Here is a 303-nt window from a genome sequence, read left to right as displayed (position 1 = left end):
GCGAAAGCTCGCACTCACGCGCCGCTATCTGACCCGGGAGACCCGGGTGCTGGAGTTCGGCTGCGGGACCGGATCCATTGCGCTCGAACATGCGCCTTATGTGGGTTCGGTTCTGGCCACCGACGTCTCCGAAGCGATGATCGGGATCGCTCGCCGCAAGGCGGAAACCGCTGACGTCTCGAACGTTGAGTTCGCCGTTGCTGACCTCGACCCCTTCCAGCCCCCAGCGAAGCGCTTCGGTGTCGTCATGGCCCATTCGCTGCTGCATCTTCTCGGCGCCCGCGAAGCCGCCCTGTCGAAAAT

Annotated in this window: 1 protein-coding gene; it reads left to right on the top strand. The window is 64.4% G+C overall.

Going from position 1 to position 303, the window contains the following annotated elements; genetic code table 11:
• A partial coding sequence (locus E5162_RS14585) for a class I SAM-dependent methyltransferase (RefSeq protein ID WP_135945974.1) occupies nt 1-303 on the top strand: 303 nt, incomplete at both ends.

The sequence above is a fragment of the Marinicauda pacifica genome, from assembly GCF_004793635.1.
Classification (GTDB): domain Bacteria; phylum Pseudomonadota; class Alphaproteobacteria; order Caulobacterales; family Maricaulaceae; genus Marinicauda; species Marinicauda pacifica.
The sequence above is the reverse complement of the archived record's forward strand: the minus strand, read 5'-3'. Positions and strand labels throughout refer to the sequence as shown.